The organism is Bacteroides faecis MAJ27, from assembly GCF_900106755.1.
Lineage (GTDB): Bacteria > Bacteroidota > Bacteroidia > Bacteroidales > Bacteroidaceae > Bacteroides > Bacteroides faecis.
The window spans coordinates 137,788-160,705 of record NZ_FNNN01000012.1; the positions used below are offsets into that span (position 1 = coordinate 137,788).

Sequence of the window (22,918 nt, forward strand, 5' to 3'; positions counted from 1 at the left end):
TATCAAAAGCTCTTCTTTCTAGTCAGTCTCACAAAATCTATACTTCTACTCGCAAGGAGTAAGACAAGTATCACTCATACTACCAGAAAATCTGCAATCTTCAGGATGATGAAACCACCCCAAATCACAATCAGCATACTGATGCCAGCATCTACCAGGAGGAGTATTTTTTGTCCCATTACAAGTAATTTCAACATCAGGAGATTCATATTCAGCTAACGCTTCCACATTAGCTAAGACCAGATCAGACAACTTCACATTATTCTGTGAAGAATAAACTGTATATCCTCCAATTAAAATAATAACAAACAATGAGATTACAGCTACTAATTTCTTTTCTAAAATAAAGTTACTACAAAAAAGTGAAATGCGGAAAGATATAGTGATAGAATTGAGTTACAAGGGTTTTAGTTGAAGTGGCGATAATTCGTGAAGCCATTACAATCCCTGCCGAAGCCAAATCTTGACGCCGCAACGTTACTTGTTCGTAACCATGCCCGAAAATGCGACAAACGGGCACGAATGGCGAAACAAGGCACTATGTTATAGTGAGTTACTCACAACTCACGCGAAAAATCCGGTTACGGAAAAAGATTGCTCCGTTCCTCCCCGTTTTGCGTACCGATACCGGACTCTTCACCAACTAATTTTGAAACCAAAAAAAATTAAGGACGATGAAGAGTACATTTTCAGTAATCTACTACCTCAAACGTCAGGTAGTGAAGAAAGACGGGACAGTTCCCGTCATGGGACGCATCACGGTGGACGGCAGCCAGACGCAGTTCAGTTGCAAGCTGACCGTCGATCCGAAACTGTGGGACACCAAAGGGGGACGTGTCACGGGCAGAAGCACGGCGGCTCTCGAAGCGAACCGTATGCTTGACAAAATGCGGGTACGCATCAACAGACACTATCAGGAAATCATGGAGCGTGACAACTTCGTCACGGCGGAAAAGGTGAAAAATGCCTTTCTCGGACTGGAACACCGCTACCACACGCTGATGCAGGTGTTCCGCCAGCACAACGAGGACTATGAGAAACAGGTGGAGGCAGGCATGAAAGCCAAAGGTACACTGGAAAAGTACCGTATCGTTTACAAGCACCTGCAAGAGTTCCTTGACATCCGCTACCATGTGAAGGACATCGCCCTGAAAGAGCTTACCCCGGCTTTCATCTCCGACTTCGAGATGTTCCTTCGCACGGACAAGCACTGCTGCACCAATACCGTGTGGCTGTACGTCTGCCCGTTACGGACGATGGTGTTCATCGCCATCAACAACGAGTGGCTGACACGCGACCCGTTCCGCGAGTATGAAATCAAGAAGGAGGAAACGACACGCAGTTTCCTGACCAAAGAGGAAATACGCCTGCTGATGGACGGGAAACTGAAAAACGCCAAACAGGAACTGTACCGCGACCTCTACCTGTTCTGCGCGTTCACCGGGCTGTCGTTCTCGGATATGCGCAACCTCACGGAAGAGAATATCCGCACCTACTTCGACGAACACGAGTGGATAAACATCAACCGCCAGAAAACGGGCGTGGTGTCCAACATCCGCCTGCTTGACATCGCCAACCGCATAATCGGCAAATACCGTGGGCTGTGCGAGAACGGCAAGATATTCCCCGTTCCGCATTATAACACGTGCCTTGCCGGTATCCGTGCCGTCGCCAAGCGTTGCGGCATCACCAAGCATATCACGTGGCATCAGAGCCGCCACACGGCAGCCACGACGATATTCCTCTCCAACGGTGTTCCCATCGAAACCGTCAGCTCCATGCTCGGACACAAGAGCATAAAGACGACGCAGATTTACGCAAAGATAACCAAAGAGAAGCTCAATCAGGACATGGAGAACCTTGCCGCAAGATTGAACGGCGTCGAGGAATTTGCAGGTTGCACCATCTAAAAAGAAAAGCCATGAAACGTGACACAATCATCATCGAGGACAAGGCAGTCAGCGTAACCGGTAACGACGTGTGGATGACCGCCACAGAAATAGCCGGATTGTTCCATACGACCGTCCCGGCAGTGAACGCCGCCATCAGAGCCGTCCGCAAGTCGGACGTGCTGAACGACTACGAGGTGTGCCGCTACATGCAGCTTGAAAACGGGCTGTACGCGGACGTGTACGCGCTTGAAATCATCATCCCGGTCGCTTTCCGGCTGAACACCTACAACACCCACCTGTTCCGCACATGGCTGGTGGGAAAGGCACTCTCACAAAAGAAACGGCAGACATACGTGATGTTCATACAGAACGGAAAAGCCGGGTATTGCTGATTGCACATACCCCATAAGACAAGTAAACGGGTAGCACCACAAAAGGTGTCACCCGTTTACTTTTTCATGAAACCGCCTCACTCCAGCGGCTTGCGGTAGTTCGCTTCCAGCACCTCACGCAGCCCTGTTTCCGGGTAAAGCACCTTCCCTCCCAAAAGTATGAAGGGCAACACGCGGTTGTTGCGGTATTCCTGCAAGGTGCGCCGGCTCACGCGGAGCAGTTCCGACACCTCGCCGTCCGTCAGGTAACGCTCCCCGTCCAGCGGAGGACGGTAACTTTCCAGAAAGGCGGACAGCCATTTCGAACCTTTGCGCATATCCTGCATCACAGAGGCTATCGGCTCGTCTTCCATCGTAAAAACATCGTTGTTCTCGTTCATCATAACTTCGGATTCAGTGGGTGAATAAATCAAATCATCTGCCATGCGGATAGAGCGTGCCGACAAGCGGTATCAGCCGCTTCACCTCCTCCGGCTTGTAATAGAACCTGCGGTTTATCTGCGAGTAGCCGATAAGCCGCCTGTCACGCAGCGTCTGCAACGTGCGTGGGCTTATTCTCAACTGCCCGCAGACCTCCTCGCCCGTGAGCCATCTTTCCATGCGCCCCGTGTCGCTTTTGCGCCTCAGGGCGGCGACCTTCTCCGAGAGTGCGCCGAATGCCGCCACCATCATCTCGAAAGTCTTTTTCTCGATAGATACTATTTCCATATTCATGCAATTATCGGTTTGCCCGCAAAGGTAACGGTACGGTTCCGAACATGTGCCGTTTTCCGCTGAAAGGCTGCCTGTTGCGCCGTTTGACCGGGTTACGGAGCCATCTTCCGTAAAAATCTTACGTGAGTCACGTAGTGAGTTGTTAAAGCCCCTTTTGTTTATTGCCGATTTTTGCCGCAGAAACATAGAGCAAGCCGAGTGCAGAGCGTCAAGCTTGCTTGAACGATATGCCGAGGAGCAGCTTATGTTCATGAAAATAAACAAAAAGAAAGGACTGAATATGAAAGTGATAACGATGGAAAGTTCCGTCTTCCGGTCATTGACGGAACAGATAGCAGAGATTGCGGCACACGTCCGTGCCGTCTCCGGCGACAAGAAAGCGGCATCGCCCGACAGGTTGCTCACCACACGCGAAGCGGCGCACCTGCTTAACGTAAGTACCCGCACCCTCCAGCGTATGCGCAGCGAGCAACGCATCGGCTATGTCGTGCTTCGCGGCAAATGCCGCTACCGACAGTCTGAAATAGACCGCCTGCTTGATGAGTGTACCGTCAACGAGGACGCCGCGACACCGCAGGAGCTGAAACGCAACCACACGCTGCGCACTGGAGGCAGCCCCAAAGGAAGGAGGACATAGGTCATGGAACTGCTCACACGAAACAACTTCGAGGGCTGGATGCAGAAGCTGATGGAACGGCTCGACCGTCAGGACGAACTGCTGCTGGCGATGAAGGTGGAGGAACGACAGCCCTCCATCACGGAAAGCATCCGCCTTTTCGACAATCAGGACTTGTGTATGCTGCTCCAGATAAGCAAGCGCACCCTGCAACGCTACCGCAGTGTCGGCGCATTGCCCTACAAGACACTGGGCAAGAAAACCTATTACAGCGAGGAAGACGTGCTGACATTCCTTTCCAACCATATCAAGGACTTCAAAAAGGAAGATATAGCCTTCTACAAGGCGCGTATCCATAATTTCTTTCATAAATAACCCATTAAAACATTTTTCAGATGGCAAAGAAAAAAGACGAAAAGGACGTGCTGGTAGTCCGTGACGAAAAGACGGGCGAGATCAGCGTGGTAGCCGGGCTGAACGCGGACGGCACACCCAAGCGCACCCCCGCGAAAGCGGAGAACGCGCAGAGTTTCCTGCAATTCGACAGACATGGCGACGTGCTGGACAACTTCTTCAAGAACTTCTTCCGACAGTGCAAGGAACCCAGCCGCTTCGGTTTCTACCGCATCGCGGCGGACCAAGTGGATTCCATGCTGGGCGTGATGAAAGACCTGCTCCAGCATCCGTACCAGAACAAACAAATCCTCGCACCGCACAAAATCGACACCTTCCCCTATCAACAGCAGGTGATGGAAGAGCAAGCTGCGCAACAGACAGAGAAACAAGAACCTCAAAAACAGGAGAACATGAAACAACAGAAAGAACAGCAACAGGACACTTCCGAACAGACGCAGGGGAAACGGGGCTACCGGCCCATCGACGAGGGTAAAATCAACTGGCAGGAACTGGAGGACAGATGGGGCGTGAAGCGCGACGACCTTGAAAAGTCCGGCGACCTTACGAAAATGCTCCACTACGGCAAGTCCGACTTGGTGAAGGTCAAGCCCACCTTCGGTGGTGAATCATTCGAGCTGGACGCCCGCCTTTCCTTCAAGAAGGACGGCGAGGGGAATGTCAGCCTCGTGCCGCACTTCATCCGCAAGGAGCAGAAACTGGACGAGTACAAAGAACACAAATTCTCCGACGACGACCGGAAGAACCTGTGCGAGACGGGCAACCTCGGCAGGGTCGTGGACATCGTGGACAAGGAAACGAGCGAGATCATCCCCTCCTACATCAGCATCGACCGCAAGACGAATGAAATCACGGACATTCCGGCGAGCAAGGTGCGCATCCCGGAGCGCATCGGCAAGACGGAAATCACCGCGCAGGAGCGGGACATGCTCCGCGCCGGACTGCCCGTGCGCGACAAGCTCATCGAGCGCAACGACGGCAGGAAGTTCGTCACCACCCTGCAAGTGAACGTGGAGCAGCGCGGCGTGGAGTTCGTGCCGGGAACCGGCAAGTCGCCCCGTACCGCACAGACACAGGAAGCCAAAGGCGACACCTCTAAAAGTCAGGCGCAGGGCGGGGAAAATGCCGACCGGACCAAGAAGGAGCAACGCCGCAACACGTGGACGAACGAGGACGGCAGCATCCGCCCCATCAGCAAATGGAGCGACGTGAACTTCACCGACCAGCAGAAAGCCGACTACGTGGCGGGCAAAGCCGTGAAACTGGAGAACGTGACCGACAAGCAGGGCTTCCATGCCACGATGTATATCAAGTTCAACCCGGAGAAGGGTCGCCCGTACCGCTACGAAACAAATCCCGACATCGGGCAGCAGGTCGCCCCGTCCAACGAGAGCCGCACGCAGGTGGCGGTGAACAACGAGGGCAAGACCAACGAGGCGACAAAGAACCTGAAAGAGCCTTTGCAGAAAGGTCAGACAGCCCCGAAGACCGCCCGCCAGCAACAGCAGCAGGACAAACCGAAGAAAAACAACAAAGGCATGAAAATGTAATCCCGTGTCCACCACTGAATCCAAAATAAAATCCAAAGTATCAACAACAAAAGCAAGAAAACATGAAGACAATCATTGCAGAAAAGCCCTCCGTGGCACGTGAAATCGCCCGCATCGTGGGCGCGACAAAAAGAGAGGAAGGATATTTCGAAGGAGGCGGCTATGCCGTGACATGGGCATTCGGACACCTCGTCCAGCTTGCCATGCCCGACGGCTACGGCGTGCGCGGCTTTGTCCGTGACAACCTCCCGATTATCCCCGACACCTTCACGCTCGTCCCCCGTCAGGTCAGGACAGAGAAGGGCTACAAGCCCGACAGCGGCGTGGTGTCGCAGATAAAAGTCATCAAAAGACTGTTCGATGCAAGCGAACAAATCATCGTGGCGACCGATGCCGGACGCGAGGGAGAGCTTATCTTCCGCTACCTCTACCACTACACGGGCAGCACCACTCCTTTCGTGCGCCTGTGGATCAGCTCTCTCACCGACAAGGCTATCCGCGAGGGACTGCGGAAACTCGAAGACGGCAGCAAGTATGACAACCTATACCTCACCGCCAAAGCGCGGAGCGAATCCGACTGGCTCGTGGGCATCAACGGCACGCAGGCACTCTCCATCGCCGCCGGACACGGCACGTATTCCGTCGGACGGGTGCAGACACCCACGCTGGCGATGGTGTGTGAACGCTACTGGGAGAACCGCCGTTTCACGCCCGAAGCCTTCTGGCAGCTCCATATCGCAACGGACGGTTGCGACGGCGAGATCGTGAAATTCTCATCCTCCGAGAAATGGAAGGAGAAAGAGTCGGCGATGGAACTATATAACAAGGTAAAGGAGGCAGGCTGCGCAACAGTAACGAAAGCCGAACGCAAGGAGAAGACGGAGGACACTCCGTTGCTGTACGACCTGACCACCCTCCAGAAGGAAGCCAACACCAAGCACGGTTTCACGGCGGAACAGACGCTTGAAACTGCGCAAAAACTCTACGAGAAGAAACTGATAACCTATCCGAGAACGGGTAGCCGCTACATCCCCGAAGACGTGTACGCCGAAATCCCCAAGCTGCTCGCCTTCATCGGCACGCAGCCAGAATGGAAAGACAAGGTGCGGGCGAAAGCTACACCGACACGCCGCAGCGTGGACGACGGAAAGGTGACGGACCACCATGCCCTGCTCGTCACGGGCGAGAAGCCGCTCTTCCTCTCCAAAGAGGACGGCATCCTCTACCACATGATTGCCGGACGCATGGTCGAGGCATTCTCCGAAAAATGTGTCAAAGACGTGACCATTATCACGACGGAATGTGCCGGAGTGGAGTTCACCGTGAAAGGTAGCGTTGTCAAACAAGCCGGATGGCGTGCCGTCTATGGCGAGGAGAAGGAAGATGTGATATTGCCTGATTTGCATGAAGGCGATTATCTGACGATTAAGGGCGTATCCGTCACAGAAGGAAGAACCAAGCCCAAACCGCTGCATACCGAAGCCACCCTGCTTTCAGCGATGGAAACGGCTGGCAAGGAAATTGAGGACGACGCGCTGCGTCAGGCAATGAAGGACTGCGGCATCGGCACTCCCGCCACACGCGCCTCCATCATCGAAACGCTCTTCAAGCGCGGTTACATGGAACGTTGCAAGAAATCGCTTGTGCCTACCGAAAAAGGTCTTGCCCTCAACTCCGTCGTCAAGACGATGCGCATAGCCGACGTAGCCATGACGGGCGAATGGGAACGGGAGCTTGCCCGCATCGAGCGCGGCGAGGTGTCCGCCGACGCTTTCCACAGGGAGATAGAGGCGTACACACGGGAAATCACTTCCGAACTGCTCTCGTGCGACAAGCTCTTCGGCAGCCGTGATTCCGGCTGTGCCTGTCCCAAGTGTGGCACGGGCAGGATGCGGTTCTACGGGAAGGTCGTCAGATGCGACAACGCCGAGTGCGGTCTGCCCGTGTTCCGGCTGAAAGCGGGACGCACCCTGTCCGACGACGAAATCAAAGACCTGCTCACCGAAGGACATACCAAGTTGCTCAAAGGCTTCAAGAGCAAACAAGGCAAGAGTTTCGATGCCGTCGTAGCCTTTGACGGGGAATATAACATGACTTTCGTGTTCCCGGAGGCTAAAAAGGGCAAGAAATTTTCAGGACGGAAGAAATAGTATTAACTTTGCCACTTGTTCAGAGTAATGAATTGTTCTTCGATACCGGATTACACTCATACTTTGGATTTAGTGGTGGCACTCGGAGGGATACCGAGTGCCTTTTTCTTCCTTTTTCCAACCGATTATCCCGTTAATTATCAATCCGCTAAATCCAAAGTAATGAACAACAAGAAGAAAAACGAGGGTCAGACCGACTTTTCCTATTACGGTCTGTACCTGCTGGACTATCTCCGCACGAACAAGTTTGAACAGGCTGACGACACCGCTTTCATACGGGAACGGGCCGACCGTGCCGCCGAAACGTATGAGAGGGCACGGCTTGAAGGCTATCCCGCCGATGGTGCGCAGGAACTGGCGATGGACACGCTGCTGCGCGGGCTGCATTATTCCCGTTACGCCATCCTCCGCGAAGTCGTGGAAAACGAGTTTGCCGATGAAGTGCCGGAAGAGAAGCGTGAAGCCTTTGTCCTGAAACTGCTGCCGCTTGTCGGCAACGTGTTCTCCGTCTATGACCTCTCGGATGACAATTTCGCCCTGTCTTCCGATTACGACCTGCTCTACACGGAGCTGACGGGGGCAACCGTCCTTTATATCGGGGAATATGGCGTTTAACCGCAAACAGAAACTGCGGGACAACATCGAGGCGATACGGACGGCATTCATCCTTGACAGGGAAAACAGGACAGCGACAACCGAAGAGCGTGCCATACTTCAAAGGTACTGCGGTTTCGGCGGTCTGAAATGTATCCTCAACCCTGCAAAGGAACTGACGGATGCCGTCCGGTGGGCGAAATCCGACCTCGAACTGTTCGCCCCGACGGTGGAGTTGCACAGGCTTATCCGTGAGAACAGCAAGGACGAAACAGAGTACAAGCGGTTTGTGGATTCGCTGAAAGCGTCCGTGCTGACCGCTTTCTACACCCCCAAAGAGATAACCGACACCATCGCGGACGTGCTGGCAGATTACAGCATCCGCCCCGCCCGTATGCTCGAACCGTCGGCGGGTGTTGGCGTGTTCGTGGATTCCATGCTGCGGCACAACCCCAATGCGGATGTGATGGCTTTCGAGAAGGATCTGCTCACGGGTACAATCCTGAGGCATCTCTATCCCGGCAAGAAAACGCGCACCTGCGGTTTTGAGAAAATCGAAAGACCGTTCAACAATTATTTCGACTTGGCGGTGTCCAACATTCCGTTCGGAGACATAACCGTGTTCGACCCTGAGTTTCAGCGGAGCGACTCATTCGGCAGACGCTCCGCCCAGAAAGCCATCCACAACTATTTCTTTCTCAAAGGACTGGATGCCGTGCGTGACGGCGGTATCGTGGCGTTCATCACCTCGCAAGGGGTATTGAACAGCACCAAGACCTCCGTGCGTAACGAGCTGTTCAGTAAGGCTGATCTGGTATCCGCGATACGCCTGCCCAACAACCTGTTCACGGACAACGCGGGGACAGAAGTGGGCAGTGACCTGATTGTCCTGCAAAAGAACCTCAGCAAGAAGGAAATGTCGCAGGACGAGCGGCTGATGACCGTAATACAGACGGACACGAAAACCGACCTGACCGACAACGCCTATTTCATCCACCACCCGGAACGCATCGTGCATACGACGTCGAAACTTGACACCGACCCATACGGGAAGCCCGCTATGGTCTATCTGCACGAGGGCAAGGCAGCAGGCATCGCCGGGGATTTGCACCGTATGCTCGACGAGGATTTCCATTACAGGCTCGCCATGCGTCTGTATTCGGGTTCAATCCGGCAGTCGGGAACGGAAGAAAAAGTTACCGTTCAAAAGGAGGTGGAGCGTACTGCCATAAAGATGGAAACAACATCTTCGATGCAGGCGGTGGAAACTCCGACGGAGAAACCGCAACCCACAGAGGAAAAGCCGGAGATAGAGCCACGTCCGAAATATTTTGACGGTGTGCAGCTATCCTTGCTCGACCTCTGGGGGATGACGGAAGAAGTCAGCCAACAACCGAAAACCGCCAAAAAGAAAAAGGAGGCGAAAAAGGAAAGCCCGGCAAGGCGCGTTCTACCCAAGCCACAGGTGCATGTCACACAAAATGTTACGGCTGTGCCGACGGCTACCACCCCTAAGACTGTAACAGAGAACAAGGAGGCTAAAACGGAGAACACCGCCAAGCCTGCCGACCCGGACGACATCTATGCCACGTTGGACTGGGATACCAATCCTCCCATCAACGGCTTCTATGAAATGATGATGGGTTTGACACCGGAACGCAGGAAAGAACTTCGGGAGCTGGCGAGACAGCATAACGAGAAACAAGCGGCGGCGGAAAAGACGGAAGTGAAAGCTATGTCGGAAACGCCCCGTGAGCAACCTCGACAGGAGGAAACACAGCCGGAGGCAGTCGCAGCACCTGCCGTTACAGATACCCCATCGGAAGCGGTGGCAACCTCCCTTTTCCCCGACATCGAAGCGGAAAAGCCGAAGGAGGAAATCGTGGACCTTTCTCCGCGTGCCTACCACCGCACGCCGGAGATGCACCTGCGCGAAGGGTCGCTGGTGGCTGACCGGGGGCGTCATAACATCGGCTACCTGAAAGACATCACGCCATACGGGGCGACATTCCAGCCGCTCAACCTGAAAGGATACCAGAAGGAAAAGGCGTTGTTGTATGTGTCACTGCGTGACGCCTACGAGCGTCTGTATCGTTATGAATCGCTCCGGCGCGAGGCAAATGTTCCGTGGCGAGAGCATCTGAATACCTGTTACGATGAGTTTGTCATGCGCTACGGCAACCTCAACGCCAAGCAGAACGTGAAGTTAGTGATGATGGATGCGGGCGGGCGCGACATCCTTTCGCTGGAACGGGTGGAGAACGGAAAGTTCGTCAAGGCGGACATCTTCGAGCATCCTGTTTCCTTCGCGGTGGAGAGCCATGCCAACGTAGGCACACCCGAAGAAGCCCTGTCCGCGTCGCTCAACAAGTTCGGCACTGTCGATATTGACTATATGAGAACGATAACCGACAGCACGGCGGAGGAATTGCTCACAGCCCTGCAAGGGCGCATCTATTATAATCCGCTCGTGACCGGTTACGAGATCAAAGACCGCTTCATTGCCGGGAACGTGATAGAGAAGGCGGAACGCATAGAGGCTTGGATGGGCGACAATCCCGAAAATGAGCGTATGCCGGAGGTGAAGCAGGCGTTGGAAGCTCTGAAAGAAGCCGAACCGCCGCGCATCGCCTTCGAGGATCTGGACTTCAATTTCGGGGAACGATGGATTCCGACGGGTGTCTATGCCGCCTACATGAGCCGGCTGTTCGACACGGAGGTGAAAATCGCCTATTCCGCAAGCATGGACGAGTTTTCGGTGGCGTGCGGCTACCGCACCATGAAAATCACGGACGAGTTTCTGGTGAAGGGGTATTACCGGAACTATGACGGTATGCACCTCCTGAAACACGCCCTGCACAACACCTGCCCTGACATGATGAAGTCCATCGGCAAGGACGAGCATGGCAACGACATCAAGGTGCGCGACAGCGAGGGAATACAGCTCGCCAACGCCAAGATTGACGAGATACGAAACGGTTTTTCCGAATGGCTGGAAGAGCAGTCGCCGCAGTTCAAGGAGCGGCTTGTGACGATGTATAACCGCAAGTTCAACTGTTTCGTGCGCCCGAAGTATGACGGCTCGCACCAGACTTTTCCCGACCTCAACCTGAAAGGGCTGGCAAGCCGGGGTATCAAGAGCGTCTATCCCTCACAGATGGATTGCGTCTGGATGTTGAAACAGAACGGCGGCGGAATTTGCGACCACGAGGTGGGAACCGGTAAGACGCTGATAATGTGCATCGCCGCGCATGAGATGAAGCGTCTGAATTTGGCACACAAGCCGATGATTATCGGGCTGAAAGCCAACGTTGCGGAGATTGCAGCCACCTATCAGGCGGCATATCCCAACGCACGTATTCTGTACGCTTCGGAGAAGGACTTTTCGACCGCCAACCGTGTGCGCTTCTTCAATAATATAAAGAACAACGACTACGATTGCGTCATCATGTCGCACGACCAGTTCGGCAAGATACCGCAGTCGCCGGAGTTGCAGCAGCGCATCCTGCAAGCGGAGCTTGACACGGTGGAGGAAAACCTCGAAGTGCTACGGCAGCAGGGAAAGAACGTGTCGCGGGCGATGCTGAAAGGATTGGAGAAGCGCAAGCACAACCTTGAAGCGAAGCTGGAGAAGGTGGAACACGCCATAAAGTCACGCACGGACGACGTGGTGGATTTCAAGCAGATGGGCATCGACCACATCTTCATAGATGAGAGCCACCAGTTCAAAAATCTGACGTTCAACACGCGCCATGACCGTGTGGCGGGACTGGGCAACAGCGAGGGAAGCCAGAAGGCACTGAACATGCTCTTTGCCATACGCACCATACAGGAGCGCACGGGCAGAGACTTGGGAGCGACCTTCCTTTCGGGTACTACCATCAGCAACTCGCTGACGGAGTTGTATCTGCTGTTCAAGTATTTGCGTCCGAAGGAGCTGGAACGGCAGGACATCCGATGTTTCGACGCTTGGGCGGCGATATTCGCCAAGAAGACGACGGATTTTGAATTTAACGTGACGAACAACGTGGTTCAAAAGGAGCGTTTCCGCTACTTCATCAAGGTGCCGGAACTTGCCGCCTTCTATAATGAAATCACGGACTACCGCACGGCAGAGGACGTGGGCGTAGATCGTCCCAACAAGAATGAGATACTGCACCACATACCGCCCACGCCGGAGCAGGAGGACTTCATACAGAAGCTGATGCAGTTCGCCAAGACTGGCGATGCCACACTTCTGGGCAGGCTGCCGCTTTCGGAAACGGAGGAAAAGGCGAAGATGCTTATCGCCACCGACTACGCCCGCAAGATGGCACTCGACATGCGCATGATAGACCCGCATTATGAAGACCACCCCGATAACAAGGCGAGCCACTGTGCCAAGATGATCGCGGAGTATTACCAAAAATACGACGCGCAGAAAGGCACGCAGTTCGTTTTCTCGGACTTGGGGACATATCAGCCGGGCGACGGGTGGAACGTCTATTCGGAAATCAAGCGCAAGCTGACGGAGGATTACGGCATACCGCCAAGCGAGGTGCGCTTCATTCAGGAGTGCAAGACCGACAAGGCTCGGAAGGCGGTGATAGACGCCATGAATGCCGGAACGGTGCGTGTTCTGTTCGGCTCCACCTCCATGCTCGGAACGGGTGTGAACGCACAGAAAAGGTGTGTGGCAATTCATCATCTCGATACGCCGTGGGTGCGACATGAAGTCGCATAGATAATTGTTGGAATGATACTTACGGGTATCAGCTTTAACCCGCTGTTCCGTCAGCGGTAGCCTACCGACCGATGCACCTTAATGTTGTATTAAGCGGTCGGGACGAAGTACACTTTCGCAAGACAAGACAGAACCGTGAGGGGAAGTCAAGTACGGTTAGTATCATACCGTAGAGTGGCGAGGCTGGATAGTATGGTTAGCGCAAGCGAACTGTTAGTAAACTTCGTAATGTCACGAAAGAGTGTAAGATACTGGCACACTCTACCCAAAAGGGAAGCGGTCGGTTAATCCTCTCCATGGTAGGATTACACGGATATAAGCACCGCCGGAGGATGAGACAGAACCTAACCTATCCGTTAGTTATCTATGTGGAACATGGTAAGCCTGTATATCTCCTGTCATGTAAAAATGACAGGTAAGCTGACAGCAATGAAAGCCGAATGGTGTGCAGGTATAAGATAACAGAAAAAGCGAATGCCGTTCTGTAATGGAGCGGATACGGATTGAACCGACATCACGGGCTGATGTGGGCGACATCATCCGACACGAAAGTGGGCAGACTTCTGTGACGACATTAGGTAGGCAATCAAACCGAATGTTGTCAAATGGTGATTCTTTACAATTAACTTTTAGAACTTTCAAAAGGAGGAAAGCAAATGAACGAAAACAAGACATCGTGTGCGCCTGCTGACAATCAGCAAACACTTTGGGACAGAATAGACTGGACTAAAGCGGAGTTGGCTGTCAGAAAGCTACAAGCACGAATTGTAAAGGCTCAGAAGGAAGGCAGATACAACAAGGTGAAAGCCTTGCAGTGGACGCTGACCCACTCTTTTTACGCAAAAGCCTTAGCCGTAAAGAGAGTTACTTCTAACGGAGGTGGCAACACCCCCGGAGTGGACATGGAAACATGGGAGAAACCCGAAGCAAAAACACAAGCGATAAGCGAACTCAAACGCAGAGGCTACCAGCCGAAGCCATTGAGAAGAGTCCACATCAAAAAGAGTAATGGCAAACTGCGACCGTTGGGAATACCGACAATGAAAGACAGAGCCATGCAAGCACTCTACCTTATGGCATTAGAACCAGTGTCGGAAACAACAGCCGACTCACGTTCATACGGTTTCCGCAAGGAACGCCGCTGTATGGACGCGGTAATGCAATGCCATAACATTCTCCGAAAAGGCTATTCTCCCGAATGGATTCTGGAGGGTGACATAAAGGGGTGCTTCGACCATATCAGCCATGAATGGCTGCTTGCCAACATCCCTATGGACAAGGCAATACTCCGAAAATGGTTGAAATGCGGCTATATCTTCAACAAACAGATGTTCCCGACAGAGGAGGGAACGCCACAAGGTGGCATTATCTCTCCCACGCTTGCCAATATGACATTGGACGGATTGCAGAAAGTCCTTGCAGAGAAATATAAACGAGTTAGAATCAAAGGTAAGTTATATTCGCCAATGGTGAATCTTGTCCGTTACGCTGATGACTTTATAATTACCTGCGAGAACCGTGAAACACTTGAAAAGGAAATCAAGCCATTGGTAGCCGACTTTATGTCTGAAAGAGGTCTGACCTTATCAGAAGAAAAGACGGTGATAACCAATATCCGTGACGGTTTCGATTTTCTCGGTTTCAACATCCGCAAATTCGGCAATGAAATATTGACCAAGCCGACCAAGAAAGCCGAAAAACGCTTTATGGAGAATATCCGTAAGGTGACAAAAGGTCATAAGGGTTGCAAGCAGGAATCATTAATCAGGATGTTGAATGCTAAAATTCGAGGATGGGGAGCATATTATCAGCATGGGGCGACACGTGATTCTTTTCACAGAATCGACCATCAGATATTTCTCGCCTTGTGGCAATGGGCTAAACGCCGTCATTCCAAGAAAGGGAAACAGTGGATAAAAGACCGCTATTGGCACAATATCCGAGGGAACAGCTGGACTTTTGCGGCTAAGTTCAAGAAATCAAACGGCAAAGAAGACCAACTTACCTTGTTGAAACTGGCATCTTCGTTTCCTTTTCTGCAATATACGCAGATAAAGGGGGACATGAATCCGTTTGACGCAGACTGCCGCCTGTACTTCAATAAAAGAATGAAGTCAAAGATGCTTGTGACGCTGAAAGGACGTAAATCCCTGCTTTACCTATGGGAAAAGCAAGGTCGGAAATGTCCGATATGTGGTGAACCGATTGACACGCATAAGGCATGGAATGTAATGCCGACCGTACAAGACGGACGGAAATGCAATCTGTTGGTTCATGATGAATGTTTCAAATTATCCCGTAAAAACAATGGAAACAAGAAGTAGGATGAGCCGGTCTCTGCACACGAACAGAGACTTTGAAAAGCTTGAGCCGTATGAGGGGAAACCCTCACGTACGGTTCTGAGGGGGGAAGAGGGCAGTAATGCCCTTGACCTACCCGATCGACCGTCCGACCTGCAACAGCGTGACGGACGCGGAGTTAGAGCCGGAAACGAAATTGCCAAGCATTTCGCCGGGAACAACGTGGACGTAATCATCTACGCGGTGGAGAAGTCACTGGACAGCTACAAGTTCAACCTCCTGCACTGCAAGCAGACTTTCATCAGCCAGCTCAAAAGCGGTGCTATGGGGGCGCGTACCATCGACGAGGGGGCAGTGGACGAGAAATCGGGCATGAACTTTTCGGAATATATGGCGTTGCTATCCGGCAACACCGACCTGCTGGACAAGGCGAAACTTGAAAAGCGCATCGCCTCGCTCGAAGGGGAACGCAAGTCGTTTAACAAGGGCAAGCGTGATTCGGAGTTCAAGTTAGAGTCGAAGACGGGCGAGTTGCGTAACAACACGGCTTTCATAGATGCCATGACGGAGGACTGGAACCGCTTCCTTTCGGTGGCGCAGACCGACAGGGAGGGCAACCGCCTTAATATAATAAAGGTGGACGGTGTGGATTCCGCCGATGAGAAGGTTATCGGAAAGCGTTTGCAGGAGATAGCGAAAAACGCCACTACGGGCGGGCTTTACACACAGGTCGGAGAACTGTACGGTTTTCCGATAAAGGTGGTGAGCGAGAGGATACTCAAAGAGGGATTGGAGTTTACCGACAACCGCTTCGTGGTAGAGGGGAACTACAAGTACACCTATAACAACGGACATCTGGCAATGGCTGATCCGATGGCTGCCGCCCGAAACTTCCTGAACGCGATGGAGAGGATACCCTCCATTATCGACCAGTACAAGGCGAAGAACGAGGTGCTGGAGAGGGAGATACCGCAGTTGCAGGAGATAGCGGGCAAGGTGTGGAAGAAGGAGGACGAGCTGAAGCAGCTGAAATCCGAACTTGCCGCCCTTGACCGAAAAATACAGCTGGAACTTGCGCCGCCCACGCCCGAAGTCGCCGAAAAGGAGAAAGAAGGGCAACAGGTCAAGCCGGAAGCGGAAGATGTGAGGAACAGGCAGGCGCAATATCCCGAAAATGCACCGCCGCAGATACGCAGTCCGGCGGATAGTATCGTTGCCAACCATGTCATAATCGGGCGTCCGGGACTGTATGCCAAGGAGGAAACCCGGTTCAAAGGATTGAAAATATAACCTTAGGAATTTTATCTGAAGTATTAATAAGGGCTATCCCAAAAGGTCTAAAAGTAAATTTTATCCTTTCTGCAAGTATCTGTAGGATGGCAACTGCATTTTTTTCTTTTTGGGCAGCCCTTATTAAAATTTATTCTTATTTTAGGTTATATACATTCATGTCCATTTATGTAAAAAATCCTGCTGACCTTGTTTATGTCTTGTCAGTCACCATTTGCAAAACCATATTTGACCCTCAAAGAGGCTGAATTTGATAAGCAACTTGCTACATACTCATAATAAGGAGCTAAATAGAACACGAATGGGAAATACTCAAATGCCAAACTAAAGAAGATATTGGCCAAAATAAACGCTATACCGAGAGAGAAACTTGATTTTTCAACTTCCTAAAACAGTGTTGTTCAAACATTTCTACTTATTTGTACTTACCAGTTGAACCTACGTTTCCCTAATAAAATGTCTATGGTAAAAAGTTAAAAAATCCTCCTACTTTTGTTAGATATATTTTTTTGTGTAATTTTGTAATCGTTATGCGGCAGTAATAATATACATATTAATACGAGTTAGGAATCCTGTAGTTCTCATATGCTACGAGGAGGTATTAAAAGGTGCGTTTCGACAATGCATCTATTGTAGTATATTATTGCTTAATCCAAATGAATATTATAAATTTAGGAATTCTTGCTCACATTGATGCAGGAAAAACTTCCGTAACCGAGAATCTGCTGTTTGCCAGTGGAGCAACGGAAAAGTGCGGCTGTGTGGATAATGGTGACACCATAACGGACTCTATGGATATAGAGAAACGTAGAGGAATTACTGTTCGGGCTTCTACGACATCTATTATCTGGAATGGTGTGAAATGCAATATCATTGACACTCCGGGACACATGGATTTTATTGCGGAAGTGGAGCGGACATTCAAAATGCTTGATGGAGCAGTCCTCATCTTATCCGCAAAGGAAGGCATACAAGCGCAGACAAAGTTGCTGTTCAATACTTTACAGAAGCTGCAAATCCCGACAATTATATTTATCAATAAGATTGACCGAGCCGGTGTGAATTTGGAGCGTTTGTATCTGGATATAAAAGCAAATCTGTCTCAAGATGTCCTGTTTATGCAAAATGTTGTCGATGGATCGGTTTATCCGGTTTGCTCCCAAACATATATAAAGGAAGAATACAAAGAATTTGTATGCAACCATGACGACAATATATTAGAACGATATTTGGCGGATAGCGAAATTTCACCGGCTGATTATTGGAATACGATAATCGCTCTTGTGGCAAAAGCCAAAGTCTATCCGGTGCTACATGGATCAGCAATGTTCAATATCGGTATCAATGAGTTGTTGGACGCCATCACTTCTTTTATACTTCCTCCGGCATCGGTCTCAAACAGACTTTCATCTTATCTTTATAAGATAGAGCATGACCCCAAAGGACATAAAAGAAGTTTTCTAAAAATAATTGACGGAAGTCTGAGACTTCGAGACGTTGTAAGAATCAACGATTCGGAAAAATTCATCAAGATTAAAAATCTAAAAACTATCAATCAGGGCAGAGAGATAAATGTTGATGAAGTGGGCGCCAATGATATCGCGATTGTAGAGGATATGGATGATTTTCGAATCGGAAATTATTTAGGTGCTGAACCTTGTTTGATTCAAGGATTATCGCATCAGCATCCCGCTCTCAAATCCTCCGTCCGGCCAGACAGGCCCGAAGAGAGAAGCAAGGTGATATCCGCTCTGAATACATTGTGGATTGAAGACCCGTCTTTGTCCTTTTCCATAAACTCATATAGTGATGAATTGGAAATCTCGTTATATGGTTTAACCCAAAAGGAAATCATACAGACATTGCTGGAAGAACGATTTTCCGTAAAGGTCCATTTTGATGAGATCAAGACTATATACAAAGAACGACCTGTAAAAAAGGTCAATAAGATTATTCAGATCGAAGTGCCGCCCAACCCTTATTGGGCCACAATAGGGCTGACTCTTGAACCCTTACCGTTAGGGACAGGGTTGCAAATCGAAAGTGACATCTCCTATGGTTATCTGAACCATTCTTTTCAAAATGCCGTTTTTGAAGGGATTCGTATGTCTTGCCAATCCGGGTTACATGGATGGGAAGTGACTGATCTGAAAGTAACTTTTACTCAAGCCGAGTATTATAGCCCGGTAAGTACACCTGCTGATTTCAGACAGCTGACCCCTTATGTCTTCAGGCTGGCCTTGCAACAGTCAGGTGTGGACATTCTCGAACCGATGCTCTATTTTGAGTTGCAGATACCCCAAGCGGCAAGTTCCAAAGCTATTACAGATTTGCAAAAAATGATGTCTGAGATTGAAGACATCAGTTGCAATAATGAGTGGTGTCATATTAAAGGGAAAGTTCCATTAAATACAAGTAAAGACTATGCATCAGAAGTAAGTTCATACACTAAGGGCTTAGGCATTTTTATGGTTAAGCCATGCGGGTATCAAATAACAAAAGGCGGTTATTCTGATAATATCCGCATGAACGAAAAAGATAAACTTTTATTCATGTTCCAAAAATCAATGTCATCAAAATAATGGAGCGGTCAGGAAATTTCTATAAGGCAATACAGTTGGGATATATACTTATCTCCATTCTTATCGGATGTATGGCATATAATAGCCTCTATGAATGGCAGGAGATAGAAGCATTAGAACTTGGCAATAAAAAAATAGACGAGCTCCGAAAAGAAATAAACAATATCAATATTCAAATGATAAAATTTTCTCTATTGGGTGAAACAATACTGGAATGGAACGATAAAGATATCGAGCATTACCATGCACGGCGTATGGCAATGGACAGTATGCTTTGCCGTTTCAAGGCCACCTATCCAGCAGAGCGCATCGATAGTGTGCGCAGTCTTTTAGAGGATAAGGAACGACAGATGTTCCAGATAGTCCGGTTAATGGATGAACAACAATCTATTAACAAGAAGATAGCCAATCAAATTCCGGTTATTGTGCAGAAAAGTGTGCAGGAACAGTCCAAAAAGCCAAAACGAAAAGGTTTCTTGAGCATCTTCGGCAAAAAAGAGGGAACGAAGCCAACGACAACAACGACTACGCTCCGTTCATCCAATAGAAACATGGTCAACGAACAGAATGCGCAGAGCCGTCGATTGTCAGAACAAGCCGATAGTCTTGCTGCCCGTAATGCAGAACTTAACAGACAACTGCAAGGATTGATTTGCCAAATCGAAAAGAAGGTGCAATCTGATTTACAAAATAGAGAAAGCGAGATAACAGCCATGCGTAAAAAATCATTTATGCAGATAGGCGGCTTGATGGGATTTGTTCTTTTGCTGTTGGTCATTTCCTATATCATCATACACCGTGATGCAAAGAACATTAAACGATACAAACGCAAGACAACGGATTTGATCGAGCAATTGGAACAGTCCGTGCAACAAAATGAGGTACTCATAACCTCCCGAAAGAAAGCGGTATATACTATTACCCATGAGTTGCGTACACCACTGACGGCAATAACCGGCTATACCGAACTTTTGCGGAAAGAATGCAATAGCGGTAATAATGGGCAATATATCCAAAATATACTGCAATCCTCCGACCGTATGCGGGATATGCTCAACACTTTGCTTGACTTCTTCCGCCTGGACAACGGCAAGGAACAGCCCCGTCTGTCACCCTGCCGGATTTCAGCAATCACGCACACACTTGAAACGGAGTTCATGCCTGTTGCCGTGAACAAAGGGCTGTCCTTGTCCGTGAAGACTGGACACGATGCCATTGTATTGACCGACAAAGAGCGAATAATACAAATCGGGAATAACCTGCTGTCAAACGCTGTCAAGTTCACAGAAGAAGGCGGTGTTTCTTTGATTACTGAATATGATAATGGAGTTCTGACACTGGTCGTTGAAGATACAGGTACAGGCATGACAGAAGAGGAACAGAAACAAGCGTTCGGTGCGTTTGAACGTCTATCAAATGCCGCCGCAAAGGAGGGTTTCGGGCTTGGGCTTGCCATAATGCGTAATATTGTGTCGATGCTTGGCGGAACAATCCGTTTAGACAGCAAGAAAGGGAAAGGCAGTCGTTTCACAGTTGAAATTTCTATGCAGGAAGCTGAAGAACAGCTTGGATATACAAGCAATACACCTGTTTATCATAACAATAAATTCCATGATGTTGTCGCCATTGACAATGATGAGGTATTACTTCTGATGCTGAAAGAGATGTATTCCCAAGAAGGAATACACTGCGACACTTGCACCGATGCTGCGGCACTGATGGAAATGATACGCCAGAAAGAATACAGCCTGTTGCTGACAGACTTGAATATGCCCGATATAAACGGTTTCGAATTGCTGGAACTGTTGCGTTCGTCCAACGTGGGCAATTCACCAACAATCCCGGTGGTTGTGGCAACCGCTTCGGGCAGTTGTAACAAAGGGGAACTATTGGCAAAAGGCTTTGCCGGATGCCTGTTCAAGCCGTTCTCCATATCGGAACTGATGGAGGTTTCCGACAGGTGTGCCATAAAAGCGACACCGGACGGGAAACCGGACTTTTCCGCCTTATTGTCCTATGGCAATGAAGCCGTCATGCTGGAAAAGTTGATAACTGAAACAGAAAAGGAAATGCAGGCGGTACGGAATGCAGCAAAAGAAAAAGACCTGCAAAAGCTGGATTCCCTGATCCACCACCTGCGCAGTTCGTGGGAGGTGCTCCGTGCCGACCAACCGCTGAATGTACTTTACGGATTGCTTCGTGGCGATGCTCTCCCGGATGGTGAAGCGTTAAGCCATGCCGTGACTGCCGTGCTGGATAAGGGAGTGGAAATAATACGGTTGGCAGAAGAGGAAAGGAGAAAATACGAAGATGGATAAGACAAAAATAATTGTGGTGGAAGACAACATCGTGTATTGCGAATATGTCTGCAATATGCTGTCACGGGAGGGCTACCGCAATATGAAGGCTTACCACCTCTCAACCGCGAAGAAACATCTGCAACAGGCAACAGATAATGATATCGTGGTTGCCGACCTGCGTCTGCCTGACGGCAGTGGCATAGACCTTTTGTGCTGGATGCGAAAGGAGGGAAAGATGCAGCCCTTCATCATTATGACCGACTACGCCGAAGTTAATACCGCCGTGGAAAGCATGAAACTCGGCTCGATAGACTATATTCCCAAACAGCTTGTGGAGGATAAACTTGTCCCCCTGATCCGTTCCATACTGAAAGAACGTCAGGCAGGACAACGCCGTATGCCTGTATTCGCCCGTGAAGGTTCCGCTTTTCAGAAAATCATGCACCGGATAAGGCTGGTAGCCGCCACCGACATGAGCGTGATGATATTTGGTGAGAACGGCACGGGCAAGGAGCATATTGCCCATCTGTTGCATGACAAGAGCAAACGTGCAGGCAAGCCATTTGTGGCGGTGGACTGCGGTTCACTCTCCAAAGAGCTTGCACCGTCGGCTTTCTTCGGACACGTCAAGGGAGCGTTTACAGGTGCGGACAATGCCAAGAAAGGATATTTCCATGAGGCGGAAGGCGGCACGCTGTTTCTGGACGAGGTAGGAAACCTCGCGTTGGAAACCCAACAGATGTTGCTCCGCGCCATACAGGAGAGGCGGTATCGCCCGGTCGGAGACAAGGCAGACCGGAATTTCAATGTCCGCATCATCGCTGCTACCAATGAAGATTTGGAAGTAGCGGTGAATGAAAAGCGTTTTCGGCAGGATCTTCTGTACCGCCTGCACGACTTCGGGATAACCGTTCCTCCGTTGCGTGACTGTCAGGAAGACATCATGCCGCTGGCAGAGTTCTTCCGTGATATGGCAAACAGAGAGCTGGAGTGTAGCGTGAGCGGGTTCAGTTCCGAAGCACGTAAAGCGTTGCTGACACACGCATGGCCGGGCAACGTGCGGGAACTTCGGCAGAAAGTTATGGGTGCTGTATTGCAGGCGCAGGAAGGTGTTGTCATGAAAGAGCATCTGGAACTTGCCGTGACGAAACCGACCTCTACTGTCAGCTTCGCCTTGCGCAATGACGCGGAGGATAAGGAGCGGATATTGCGTGCGTTGAAACAGGCAAACGGCAACCGGAGTGTCGCCGCAGAACTGCTCGGCATAGGCAGGACAACACTATACAACAAACTTGAAGAGTATGGACTTAAATATAAATTCAAGCAATCATAGCCCGTAATTCACTGAATTTGGCTATCTTTGCATAACATTTGAGAAAAACGGCGATTGGCAGGAGCTT

The 22,918-nt window shown here is 50.4% G+C and carries 14 protein-coding genes and 3 pseudogenes; 13 read left to right on the forward strand and 4 right to left on the reverse strand.

Annotated features, from left to right (window positions below):
- Positions 1-74: 74 nt before the first annotated feature.
- Together BLW31_RS24785 and BLW31_RS24790 are read right to left on the reverse strand one after the other, a co-directional pair.
- Positions 75-197 carry a hypothetical protein gene (locus BLW31_RS24785; RefSeq protein WP_256207917.1) on the reverse strand — a complete coding sequence of 41 codons (123 nt, stop codon included), beginning with the start codon at positions 195-197 and terminating at the stop codon, positions 75-77.
- A 49-nt stretch (positions 198-246) separates the two neighbouring features.
- A pseudogene (locus BLW31_RS24790) lies at positions 247-312 on the reverse strand (hypothetical protein); the annotation flags it as partial.
- A 362-nt stretch (positions 313-674) separates the two neighbouring features.
- On the opposite strand from BLW31_RS24790, the gene BLW31_RS12200 reads away from it, so the two are divergent.
- Together BLW31_RS12200 and BLW31_RS12205 are read left to right on the forward strand one after the other, a co-directional pair.
- Positions 675-1,910, forward strand: a complete 1,236-nt coding sequence (locus BLW31_RS12200) for a site-specific integrase (RefSeq protein WP_010538237.1) — start codon at positions 675-677, stop codon at positions 1,908-1,910.
- Between the two features lie 11 nt (positions 1,911-1,921).
- Complete coding sequence (locus tag BLW31_RS12205) at positions 1,922-2,284, forward strand: hypothetical protein (RefSeq protein ID WP_004293860.1); 363 nt, start codon at positions 1,922-1,924, stop codon at positions 2,282-2,284.
- Between the two features lie 77 nt (positions 2,285-2,361).
- Here the strand turns inward: BLW31_RS12205 and BLW31_RS12210 are convergent, their stop codons facing one another.
- On the reverse strand, positions 2,362-2,667 hold the full coding sequence (locus tag BLW31_RS12210) for a helix-turn-helix domain-containing protein (RefSeq protein WP_004293861.1): 306 nt from the start codon (positions 2,665-2,667) through the stop codon (positions 2,362-2,364).
- Between the two features lie 31 nt (positions 2,668-2,698).
- Entirely contained in the window at positions 2,699-2,998 is a 300-nt protein-coding gene (locus BLW31_RS12215; protein ID WP_004291426.1) for a helix-turn-helix domain-containing protein, read from the reverse strand.
- Positions 2,999-3,278: 280 nt separating this feature from the next.
- Between BLW31_RS12215 and BLW31_RS12220 the strand changes: the two genes are divergently transcribed.
- From BLW31_RS12220 to BLW31_RS12270, 11 genes and pseudogenes are all read left to right on the forward strand, one after another.
- Positions 3,279-3,635, forward strand: a complete 357-nt coding sequence (locus BLW31_RS12220) for a helix-turn-helix domain-containing protein (protein ID WP_029425573.1) — start codon at positions 3,279-3,281, stop codon at positions 3,633-3,635.
- 3 nt (positions 3,636-3,638) lie between these two features.
- A complete protein-coding gene (locus BLW31_RS12225; RefSeq protein ID WP_010538241.1) occupies positions 3,639-3,989 on the forward strand; it encodes a helix-turn-helix domain-containing protein in 351 nt (116 codons plus the stop codon).
- A 20-nt stretch (positions 3,990-4,009) separates the two neighbouring features.
- On the forward strand, positions 4,010-5,578 hold the full coding sequence (locus tag BLW31_RS12230) for a DUF3945 domain-containing protein (RefSeq protein ID WP_010538242.1): 1,569 nt from the start codon (positions 4,010-4,012) through the stop codon (positions 5,576-5,578).
- Between the two features lie 62 nt (positions 5,579-5,640).
- Positions 5,641-7,728 (forward strand): type IA DNA topoisomerase, encoded by a 2,088-nt coding sequence (locus tag BLW31_RS12235; RefSeq protein ID WP_010538243.1) that lies wholly within the window; start codon positions 5,641-5,643, stop codon positions 7,726-7,728.
- Positions 7,729-7,890: 162 nt separating this feature from the next.
- Positions 7,891-8,343 carry a DUF1896 domain-containing protein gene (locus BLW31_RS12240; protein WP_029425574.1) on the forward strand — a complete coding sequence of 151 codons (453 nt, stop codon included), beginning with the start codon at positions 7,891-7,893 and terminating at the stop codon, positions 8,341-8,343.
- Positions 8,333-13,024: pseudogene (locus BLW31_RS12245) on the forward strand (helicase-like domain-containing protein); the annotation flags it as partial. The gene BLW31_RS12240 and the pseudogene BLW31_RS12245, both read left to right, overlap by 11 nt.
- A gap of 677 nt (positions 13,025-13,701) precedes the next feature.
- Positions 13,702-15,369 carry a group II intron reverse transcriptase/maturase gene (gene ltrA, locus BLW31_RS12250; protein ID WP_004323414.1) on the forward strand — a complete coding sequence of 556 codons (1,668 nt, stop codon included), beginning with the start codon at positions 13,702-13,704 and terminating at the stop codon, positions 15,367-15,369.
- Between the two features lie 103 nt (positions 15,370-15,472).
- A pseudogene (locus tag BLW31_RS12255) lies at positions 15,473-16,636 on the forward strand (DNA methylase); the annotation flags it as partial.
- Positions 16,637-17,292: 656 nt separating this feature from the next.
- Entirely contained in the window at positions 17,293-19,218 is a 1,926-nt protein-coding gene (tet(Q), locus tag BLW31_RS12260; protein ID WP_004293868.1) for a tetracycline resistance ribosomal protection protein Tet(Q), read from the forward strand.
- Positions 19,218-21,536: a hybrid sensor histidine kinase/response regulator gene (locus BLW31_RS12265; RefSeq protein ID WP_010538247.1), complete on the forward strand. Its 2,319-nt coding sequence runs from the start codon at positions 19,218-19,220 to the stop codon at positions 21,534-21,536. Before tet(Q) ends, BLW31_RS12265 begins: the two co-directional genes overlap by 1 nt.
- Entirely contained in the window at positions 21,529-22,851 is a 1,323-nt protein-coding gene (locus BLW31_RS12270; protein WP_010538248.1) for a sigma-54-dependent transcriptional regulator, read from the forward strand. The genes BLW31_RS12265 and BLW31_RS12270 overlap by 8 nt, the downstream gene beginning before the upstream one ends.
- Positions 22,852-22,918: the final 67 nt, after the last annotated feature.

What these genes read in the sequence shown, in the direction of transcription:
- BLW31_RS24785 (WP_256207917.1), bottom strand. Translation starts at nt 197, where the DNA reads ATGTTGAAATTACTTGTAATGGGACAAAAAATACTCCTCCTGGTAGAT.
- BLW31_RS12200 (WP_010538237.1), top strand. Translation starts at nt 675, where the DNA reads ATGAAGAGTACATTTTCAGTAATCTACTACCTCAAACGTCAGGTAGTG.
- BLW31_RS12205 (WP_004293860.1), top strand. Translation starts at nt 1,922, where the DNA reads ATGAAACGTGACACAATCATCATCGAGGACAAGGCAGTCAGCGTAACC.
- BLW31_RS12210 (WP_004293861.1), bottom strand. Translation starts at nt 2,667, where the DNA reads ATGATGAACGAGAACAACGATGTTTTTACGATGGAAGACGAGCCGATA.
- BLW31_RS12215 (WP_004291426.1), bottom strand. Translation starts at nt 2,998, where the DNA reads ATGAATATGGAAATAGTATCTATCGAGAAAAAGACTTTCGAGATGATG.
- BLW31_RS12220 (WP_029425573.1), top strand. Translation starts at nt 3,279, where the DNA reads ATGAAAGTGATAACGATGGAAAGTTCCGTCTTCCGGTCATTGACGGAA.
- BLW31_RS12225 (WP_010538241.1), top strand. Translation starts at nt 3,639, where the DNA reads ATGGAACTGCTCACACGAAACAACTTCGAGGGCTGGATGCAGAAGCTG.
- BLW31_RS12230 (WP_010538242.1), top strand. Translation starts at nt 4,010, where the DNA reads ATGGCAAAGAAAAAAGACGAAAAGGACGTGCTGGTAGTCCGTGACGAA.
- BLW31_RS12235 (WP_010538243.1), top strand. Translation starts at nt 5,641, where the DNA reads ATGAAGACAATCATTGCAGAAAAGCCCTCCGTGGCACGTGAAATCGCC.
- BLW31_RS12240 (WP_029425574.1), top strand. Translation starts at nt 7,891, where the DNA reads ATGAACAACAAGAAGAAAAACGAGGGTCAGACCGACTTTTCCTATTAC.
- ltrA (WP_004323414.1), top strand. Translation starts at nt 13,702, where the DNA reads ATGAACGAAAACAAGACATCGTGTGCGCCTGCTGACAATCAGCAAACA.
- BLW31_RS12265 (WP_010538247.1), top strand. Translation starts at nt 19,218, where the DNA reads ATGGAGCGGTCAGGAAATTTCTATAAGGCAATACAGTTGGGATATATA.
- BLW31_RS12270 (WP_010538248.1), top strand. Translation starts at nt 21,529, where the DNA reads ATGGATAAGACAAAAATAATTGTGGTGGAAGACAACATCGTGTATTGC.